The organism is Pseudomonas amygdali (genome assembly GCF_002699855.1).
Lineage (GTDB): Bacteria > Pseudomonadota > Gammaproteobacteria > Pseudomonadales > Pseudomonadaceae > Aquipseudomonas > Aquipseudomonas amygdali.
Genome location: NZ_LKBW01000093.1, coordinates 1 through 7189 on the forward strand (window position 1 = coordinate 1; position 7189 = coordinate 7189).

A 7189-nucleotide genomic window follows, 5' to 3' on the forward strand; every position below is an offset into this window, starting at 1 on the left:
AGGCTGAGGCCTTACGCAAGATCTCGTTAGCTTGACGCAACTGACGGTTCTCACGCTCCAACAGCTTGATTCGCTCACGTTCGACTGTGCTCAGCCCATCACGCTGGGCGCTGTTGCGCTCAGATTGGCGAACCCACAGCCGTAGTGTCTCGGGCGTGCAGCCGATCTTGGGGGCAATGGCACTGATGGCGGCCCACTGCGACTCGTACTCAGGAAGGACCGCTCACGGACCTCTGGGGAATACTTCGGTAGTTTTTTCATCGCTCCATCCTCTCAAAGGTTGGAGTCTCCGAGAAACCCGGGGCGGTTCAGTCCAACACAGGGCGCATAGCCAGCGCCCAAGGTAAAATTGATTGCCGGTGTCTGCGAACTCACGGTAGCCATAGCGTGCGCGGATTTCTGTTGTGTGCTGCCAGCGCTGCCTGGTTCTGCGATAAGCTGCGACGCAATCGGCAAACTCAGGGATATTGAGCTGGGTTGCGAGGGTGCGCAGTACGGCTTCTGGCACGGCAGTGGGATCCTCCAGAAACGTACCAAGAAAACGCACGGTTGTCAGTTGTAGTGCATAGCCCAGACGGCTGCTGTCACGACGTTTGGTGGCGATCCACTCGCGGTCATCATCGTCCAGATGGAAGTAGCGCGCCAGTTCTTCACTGGAAAGTGTCTCTGGATAGCGAGCGTAGCGTTCCCGTTGCGTGGTCGACAGGAAGCTGACGGGCATGCGTTACAGTACATCGGCGCAAAAAGTGGCCGGGGTGACGATCCGCGTACGGCCGATGCTGCCACGTTGCAGCAACCCGGCCCGTCGATCACCGGTTACGAGGTAGTCAGCCTCGCCAGTCACTGCCATCGCGAGCAAAAAGGTGTCATCAGGATCCTCAGCTTCAATGCCCTCCGCCAGAGGCAGTAACGTATCCAGTACGATGGCGCGTTGCATGCTGTTGACCACCGTGCCAACGCGGTGGGCAGGCAAAATAGCCTTGAGCTTCGGGTAACGACTTACACGACGCAGCTCGTCGAGCTGGGCCGTTGATGTCACCAGATCGAAACGCTTAGCGCGCCAGGCACGATAAATCGCATCGGGTGCGCCGAGTGGCGAGATCAGTGCGCCTAGCAGGACGTTGGTGTCGAGAATGACCCGCATCAGTGCTCACGCGCCCATTGCACGGCCTCGTCGATGAGATCGGTCAGCTGCGTTTCGCTCATGCCGGCGGCGGCGGCCTTCGCCTGCTCGACAGCTTGTTCCAGTAAATAAGCGCGTACGGCCTCCTCGATAAAGCGTGACAGATCGCCTTTGCGTCCTCCGCCGTGAGCCGCGATAAACATGCGGACGGACTGGTCCACATCCGGCGATACGGCGATGTTCCAGCGAACAGTATTCATGTGCTCTCCTGATCGGTGTNCCGCCGTGAGCCGCGATAAACATGCGGACGGACTGGTCCACATCCGGCGATACGGCGATGTTCCAGCGAACAGTATTCATGTGCTCTCCTGATCGGTGTTTTTGCATGTAGGTGTTTGTACGCTTTGTTACGCTACACTGCAATGGTTCGATAAAACGATCGTTTTTCGAAACTTTAACAAACGATCAGCCGTACACGCCGTCTGTGCCCACAACAGGTTCATAATAATGGTTTGACGTATCAAAGTTCGATATTGTCGAAACCAGACGAGTAAAGAAGACTTTTGATGAAAATCGGCTATGCCCGCGTAAGCACGCGCGACCAAAATCTCGACCTGCAGCTCGATGCACTCAAACGCGCCGGTTGCGAACGCATTTACCAAGATGTAGCCAGTGGCTCGAAAACGGCGCGGCCCGCATTGGACGAACTGCTTGACCAAGTTCGAGCTGGGGACGTGTTAGTGATCTGGAAACTCGACCGGATGGGACGCTCACTCAAGCATTTGGTAGAGCTGGTGGGCAATTTGATTGAGCGCAAGGTCGGCCTGTTGAGCCTGAATGACCCCATCGATACCACCAGTGCACAAGGCCGGCTGGTATTTAATCTGTTTGCATCGTTGGCCGAGTTTGAGCGCGAACTGATTCGGGAACGCACCCAGGCAGGACTGTCGGCCGCGCGAACACGCGGACGGATGGGCGGACGGCCGAAGGGGCTGACGCCACGAGCGCAGGCGACGGCGATGGTTGCCGAAACGCTGTATCGTGAACGTAAGTTGTCGGTTGCCGCTATCGCGCAGAAGCTGCACGTCTCCAAGAGCACGCTGTACAGCTACCTTCGGCATCGCGGCGTAGCGATCAGCGCCTACGAGAAGTCGGCGCGAAAGGCATCCGGCGTGCGGGACAATGGCAACACCGGACGCTGTACAGCTACCTTCGGCATCGCGGCGTAGCGATCAGCGCCTACGAGAAGTCGGCGCGAAAGGCATCCGGCGTGCGGGACAATGGCAACACCGGTATCAGCACGACCAAGGTCGCCACCCTCCTGCTGACTCTGCGGATTGAGAACAACAGTAAATTTGTGCGCGGTAAGAAACGCACGATAGAGCACATTGAACACTTCTATCTCGATGAGTACGACGCTCAGCGGCGATCGAACGGCGAGTACGAACTGAAGGTGCCTTACGACAGCGATGCAGAGTTGGACGACACGGTGAACGAGTTGCTGAGCGACATCGCCAGTGGCGCGGACGACCGCCACTGCTTCTCCGAAAGCGAAGTGCACATGGAGGGTACTGACCGGTACTGGTGACGTAGTGGCTTAACTGACTTCCCTGTTCCATTGCTCCCCAGACCCCGGCTACTACGTGGCTGCGGTCTATCGCGAAAAAGCATCTGGCGCTCGATCCGACCGTCCCGAGCTGTTGCGCATGATCGAGGACCTGCAACCAGGTGAAGTCGTCATCGCTGAGAAGATCGACCGAATCAGCCGTCTTCCCTTGGTCGAAGCAGAAAGGCTTGTGGACGCGATCAAGGCTAAGGGCGCACGCTTGGCGGTGCCCGGAATCGTCGATTTATCGGAATTGGCCGAGGCATCCAGTGGCGTCGCCAAGGTGGTGTTGCAAGGCGTACAAGACATGCTGTTGCGTGTGGCACTGCAAATAGCGCGTGACGACTTCGAGGACCGGCGAGAGCGACAGCGGCAAGGCATCGACTTGGCCAAGAGCGCTGGTCTATATAGAGGACGCAAGCCGAATGCTAAAGTGCATGAACAGATCATTGCCCTTAAAGGCGGCGGGTGTAGCATTGCAGAGACTGCGCGGCTGGCGGGCGTCAGTGTCAGCCAGGTGAAGCGTGTTTGGTCGCAGCACCTGGCTAAACCCGATTCCTGATCTGCGTGATGCCGATCAAGCCCACCGGTAAGCTAACTTAGAAAGCCGCATTTACGAATTTACCTGAACAGATATAAAATCTCACCATGACAAACAAAGAAAAATCGCTCGAATGGATAGCGGGCAGCTACAGGGATCTGATGGCGTTGCCGCCCGATGTGCGCCGCCGTTTCGGTTACGCGCTTTCGTTGGCGCAGACAGGCGACCGTGACGATGCAGCGAAGATGCTCAAGGGGTTTGGTGGTGCCGGCGTGCTAGAGGTCGTCGAAGACGATACCGGCGGCACCTATCGAGCGGTCTATACAGTCAAGTTCGCGGAGGCGGTGTTCGTCCTGCACTGCTTCCAGAAGAAGAGCAAGAGCGGAATCGCCACGCCAAAGGCCGACATGGACATTATCCGCGCCCGGCTGAAGGTGGCAGAAGTATTGGCACAGGAGCTACGACATGCAAAAACGAATCATTGAAGGCGTCGAGGTTCAGCGCAGCTCGGGCAACATCTTTGCAGACCTTGGACTGCCTGACGCTGACAAGCTTAAGATCAAGACCGGCTTGGTGATCGAGATCAGGAAGGCTATGCGCGCCCTTGGGCTGACTCAGCAAGCGGCGGCCAAACGCATGAGCATCCCGCAACCGAAGGTGTCGGGCATGATGCGCGGCGACTTCACTAACCTATCCGAACGCAAGTTGATGGATTGCCTTAATCGCCTCGGCTACGACATCGAGATCAAGGTGAAGCCGGCAGACGAGCCGATCGGACATCTGACGCTCGCAACCGCTTAACCGGTGCCCTCCTTATGGCAGCATGCACCACCGATGACGAATGGGAAGAACTGACTACCGAGAATTTCAATACCACGGCACTGCTGCGTGCAGTAGATGCCGTGGATGTGCTGCGCGGCGATTTGAATGACGGCGCGGACGGCGCACCTCCGCAACTGCGCACCGACCTGTTGAAGCTGCATCAACTGGCAATGGCCGCGTTCAACGAGGGATCATGCAGTAGAGTAGCTGAGCTATTCGACTTAACCGTGGATATTCAGGATCAGGTTGATCATCTGATGGCTTCGCTCGAACAAGTACAAGAAACCCTGTCTCGGTTAACAGTGCTCTATCCAGAAAGCCTGCCCTGACTGATCGATCTTCACCCTGCAAGCTGCTGGATACGCTTGTCCATACGGTCGAAAACCGTATTCACGTATTCCAACACCTTGGGCTCTGCACTGTGCATGCGCAGCGACTCTTTGAAAGCGTGCAGCTCGCAGAGCCATTGCTGATACAGGTGCCCCAGCTCGTCGAGTTCAGGCCGAAAGACTTGGATATCGCCGCTCGTATGAAACGCTTGGTAGGTGCGCTCAAGCGTGGCCGCTGTGGTAAGTAGTTGCTCGCCCATGTGCTTGTGCTTCTCAGAGAACTCGGGCATGCCATCATAGGACCTCGAAGCCTTATGGCGCTCGGCTTCGGACGCCTCTTCCATGATGTGGGCGTAGCAGTAGAATCCTGGGAACTCGCTGCAAAGCGAGATGAGTTGCTGGTTTGAGATGCCGACCAAGATTTTGTGCAAGTCGGGCACGTATCCCATCATGCGATTGATGATCGCATGGGGTTCACTGACACCTAGGGCGTCAAGCTGCTGCATGTGCTGGTCGATCTTCTCAGCCAGTCGGCGAAATTCGATCATGCTCATCAGTAGCCTCCCTCCTTCTCGTGCTGAAATGCCAGAATATAGACCGTATCGGCAGCCGCTTCGTGGCGGTACAGAGCCACATAGCCCCAATCTCCGTAGGCAATCACTAGCTCCCATAGCTACGAATTTTCAAATGATGCGGTTTATAAGCGTGCACCGGCGATTACAGCTGGCGCAGCAGTGCCAAGTTCAGGCCGCTACGCCAGCTGCATCCAGCTCAACGTGTTTTATTTTCCGTTCTCTGAGACCCCGCCCTTGTTGATCGCGTCATTCAGCACTTTGGCCGAGACAAACTTGACGACTTTCTTGGCAGCGATTTCGATAGCGGCACCAGTCGAAGGGTTGCGGCCAGTGCGTGCTGGACGCTCAGCCACTTTCAGTTTGCCGATGCCCGGTAGAGTGATTTCTGCACCGTTTACCAGCTGATCGGCAACGACCTGTCCCAATTGCTCAAGAGCCTTACCGGCAGTGGTTTTTGGCGCATCGATAGCTTCTGCAATACCGGCAACCAATTGGTCTTTCGTCAGAGCCATGGTGGTGTTCCTTCCAGATCAAATTCATTTGGCTTGCAGAGTAAGGGGTCAGCTTTGGGCAGGCAAGAGGCCCGCTCTCCAGTGCAGTCCCCATGCAGCGCAAGACGGAGAAGAGAGCACGCACTGAATTCATACGCTCACTCCCCATCATGAACCATCCTCATTCTGTTGTTAAGGGCTCTCCGGCTTGCGGCCCCTCCGGGACCGCAGATATCTGATGCACACCATATGGAGCACCTTGGTCATGATCCGCTAGGCCCTGTTTTTTAGGGCTCTTCACCGCTTCCCGTGAGCCGTGGGGGGCGTCTCGGTTTGCAGCGGGCACAGCCTTGAGCACACTCACCGTGGCAGGCTTGGTCACGTTGGTCAGGATGTGTGCATACCTGGCCACCGTGCTCGCAGAAACGCCGGCGAGTGTTGCAATTGCAGAACGTACCAGCGCCTTGCCCTGGTCTTGAAGCTGTCGGCACGCGGCGCGTATCTTCGATTCTGTGGCTTTGTGCCGCAGTTCATGGGTGCGCTTGGCCGCCAGGCTCTGCCGTTCGGTGAGCGACAAGCTGCCATCGAGCTGCATGGCCCCTCGGTGGCAACGGCGATCACCGGTGNCCAGGCTCTGCCGTTCGGTGAGCGACAAGCTGCCATCGAGCTGCATGGCCCCTCGGTGGCAACGGCGATCACCGGTGTAGCGATCCCACGTCCAGCGGCCTACGGATTTGACCGTGGCGCGTATCGACGACAGCGGTAGGTTTTCCGAAAACCCCTGCTTTAGAAAGCTGTTGTGGTTGTAGGCATATGCATCGAGCGAGCGCATGAACGACTCAAACGAACCCAGCTCGCGCTCGCGATTGACGATGCTGTACGCAAAATAACGCAGCTGCTCGAACAGGATGCAGTGCCGCGAATGGCTGACCTGGTCAAGCTTGGGGCCTGTGGCCCACGGCTTGACGGTCAACTCCACAGCGCTCGCCAGTTCGCCCAGTTCGTACACGTGGCTATGAAATTCGGTCGTCTCCCACCAGGGATGGCCAGGTGTTTTGGCAACCGGGCCACCGTGGTAGTCCACGTCCGCGTCGAGGCGAGCCGCAAACGCGGCATAGATCGCTTTCATGTACTGAATCGGCTTGGTCCGTGCATTCTCTGTCGTGCATACGGACGGCACGGCATAGAACAACTGGGAATGGCCGCTTTTGCGGTTGCGCACCATCAGGTTCGGCGCAGGCAANTCCGTGCATTCTCTGTCGTGCATACGGACGGCACGGCATAGAACAACTGGGAATGGCCGCTTTTGCGGTTGCGCACCATCAGGTTCGGCGCAGGCAACCCGGCATCGTCCCAGGCCAAGGCGTTGGCATGGTCGAGGTCGAACACCAGCCACGACACCATGCTGGGGCGATTGACCTGCATGTAAGGATAACGCACGAGGACGGACGCGAGTCGCGGTTTTGTCGTCACTGCACCGCGCCATGTACGGCGCTTCCAGCAATAACCGGTTGAGCGCAGTGCCGTCTTCGAAGAAACGGGCAGGCGGCAGGTGGGTGCTGCTGGCCAGCGGATCNGTCGCGGTTTTGTCGTCACTGCACCGCGCCATGTACGGCGCTTCCAGCAATAACCGGTTGAGCGCAGTGCCGTCTTCGAAGAAACGGGCAGGCGGCAGGTGGGTGCTGCTGGCCAGCGGATCGGC

General features: G+C 57.6%; 9 protein-coding genes and 5 pseudogenes. 6 read left to right on the plus strand and 8 right to left on the minus strand.

What is annotated here, in order from left to right; translation table 11 throughout:
• The 5 genes and pseudogenes from AO277_RS08970 to AO277_RS08990 all read right to left on the minus strand — a co-directional run.
• A pseudogene (locus AO277_RS08970) lies at window positions 1–261 on the minus strand (transposase); the annotation flags it as partial.
• 4 nt (window positions 262–265) lie between these two features.
• Window positions 266–721, minus strand: a pseudogene (locus AO277_RS08975) (DUF4158 domain-containing protein); the annotation flags it as partial.
• A gap of 3 nt (window positions 722–724) precedes the next feature.
• The gene (locus AO277_RS08980) at window positions 725–1144 is read right to left on the minus strand and encodes a putative toxin-antitoxin system toxin component, PIN family (RefSeq protein ID WP_044320177.1); all 420 of its coding nucleotides are present in this window, start codon (window positions 1142–1144) and stop codon (window positions 725–727) included.
• A complete protein-coding gene (locus AO277_RS08985; protein WP_010216588.1) occupies window positions 1144–1383 on the minus strand; it encodes a ribbon-helix-helix domain-containing protein in 240 nt (79 codons plus the stop codon). The genes AO277_RS08980 and AO277_RS08985 overlap by 1 nt, the downstream gene beginning before the upstream one ends.
• A gap of 31 nt (window positions 1384–1414) precedes the next feature.
• Window positions 1415–1510, minus strand: a pseudogene (locus AO277_RS08990) (ribbon-helix-helix domain-containing protein); the annotation flags it as partial.
• A gap of 179 nt (window positions 1511–1689) precedes the next feature.
• Between AO277_RS08990 and AO277_RS28725 the strand changes: the two are divergent.
• The 6 genes and pseudogenes from AO277_RS28725 to AO277_RS09015 all read left to right on the plus strand — a co-directional run bounded on the left by AO277_RS28725 (window position 1690) and on the right by AO277_RS09015 (window position 4421).
• Window positions 1690–2352: a recombinase family protein gene (locus tag AO277_RS28725; RefSeq protein WP_218962508.1), complete on the plus strand. Its 663-nt coding sequence runs from the start codon at window positions 1690–1692 to the stop codon at window positions 2350–2352.
• Window positions 2353–2393: 41 nt separating this feature from the next.
• Window positions 2394–2711 (plus strand): hypothetical protein, encoded by a 318-nt coding sequence (locus AO277_RS28730; protein WP_004666924.1) that lies wholly within the window; start codon window positions 2394–2396, stop codon window positions 2709–2711.
• A gap of 46 nt (window positions 2712–2757) precedes the next feature.
• Window positions 2758–3291, plus strand: a pseudogene (locus tag AO277_RS09000) (recombinase family protein); the annotation flags it as partial.
• A gap of 86 nt (window positions 3292–3377) precedes the next feature.
• Window positions 3378–3755 carry a type II toxin-antitoxin system RelE/ParE family toxin gene (locus AO277_RS09005; RefSeq protein ID WP_044320159.1) on the plus strand — a complete coding sequence of 126 codons (378 nt, stop codon included), beginning with the start codon at window positions 3378–3380 and terminating at the stop codon, window positions 3753–3755.
• Window positions 3736–4071: a helix-turn-helix domain-containing protein gene (locus AO277_RS09010; protein ID WP_044320160.1), complete on the plus strand. Its 336-nt coding sequence runs from the start codon at window positions 3736–3738 to the stop codon at window positions 4069–4071. Before AO277_RS09005 ends, AO277_RS09010 begins: the two co-directional genes overlap by 20 nt.
• 14 nt (window positions 4072–4085) lie before the next feature.
• The gene (locus AO277_RS09015; protein ID WP_044320161.1) at window positions 4086–4421 is read left to right on the plus strand and encodes a hypothetical protein; all 336 of its coding nucleotides are present in this window, start codon (window positions 4086–4088) and stop codon (window positions 4419–4421) included.
• A gap of 11 nt (window positions 4422–4432) precedes the next feature.
• On the opposite strand, the gene AO277_RS09020 is transcribed toward AO277_RS09015, so the two are convergent.
• From AO277_RS09020 to AO277_RS09035, 3 genes and pseudogenes are all read right to left on the minus strand, one after another.
• Window positions 4433–4975, minus strand: a complete 543-nt coding sequence (locus AO277_RS09020; RefSeq protein ID WP_257214207.1) for a transposase — start codon at window positions 4973–4975, stop codon at window positions 4433–4435.
• A 227-nt stretch (window positions 4976–5202) separates the two neighbouring features.
• Window positions 5203–5508, minus strand: a complete 306-nt coding sequence (locus AO277_RS09030; protein ID WP_044320162.1) for an HU family DNA-binding protein — start codon at window positions 5506–5508, stop codon at window positions 5203–5205.
• A gap of 147 nt (window positions 5509–5655) precedes the next feature.
• A pseudogene (locus AO277_RS09035) lies at window positions 5656–7096 on the minus strand (replication initiation protein).
• Window positions 7097–7189 lie beyond the last annotated feature (93 nt).

Bases quoted from the DNA above. Each gene is read 5' to 3' on its own strand.
- AO277_RS08980 (WP_044320177.1), bottom strand. From the start codon at position 1,144: ATGCGGGTCATTCTCGACACCAACGTCCTGCTAGGCGCACTGATCTCG.
- AO277_RS08985 (WP_010216588.1), bottom strand. From the start codon at position 1,383: ATGAATACTGTTCGCTGGAACATCGCCGTATCGCCGGATGTGGACCAG.
- AO277_RS28725 (WP_218962508.1), top strand. From the start codon at position 1,690: ATGAAAATCGGCTATGCCCGCGTAAGCACGCGCGACCAAAATCTCGAC.
- AO277_RS09005 (WP_044320159.1), top strand. From the start codon at position 3,378: ATGACAAACAAAGAAAAATCGCTCGAATGGATAGCGGGCAGCTACAGG.
- AO277_RS09010 (WP_044320160.1), top strand. From the start codon at position 3,736: ATGCAAAAACGAATCATTGAAGGCGTCGAGGTTCAGCGCAGCTCGGGC.
- AO277_RS09015 (WP_044320161.1), top strand. From the start codon at position 4,086: ATGGCAGCATGCACCACCGATGACGAATGGGAAGAACTGACTACCGAG.
- AO277_RS09020 (WP_257214207.1), bottom strand. From the start codon at position 4,975: ATGAGCATGATCGAATTTCGCCGACTGGCTGAGAAGATCGACCAGCAC.
- AO277_RS09030 (WP_044320162.1), bottom strand. From the start codon at position 5,508: ATGGCTCTGACGAAAGACCAATTGGTTGCCGGTATTGCAGAAGCTATC.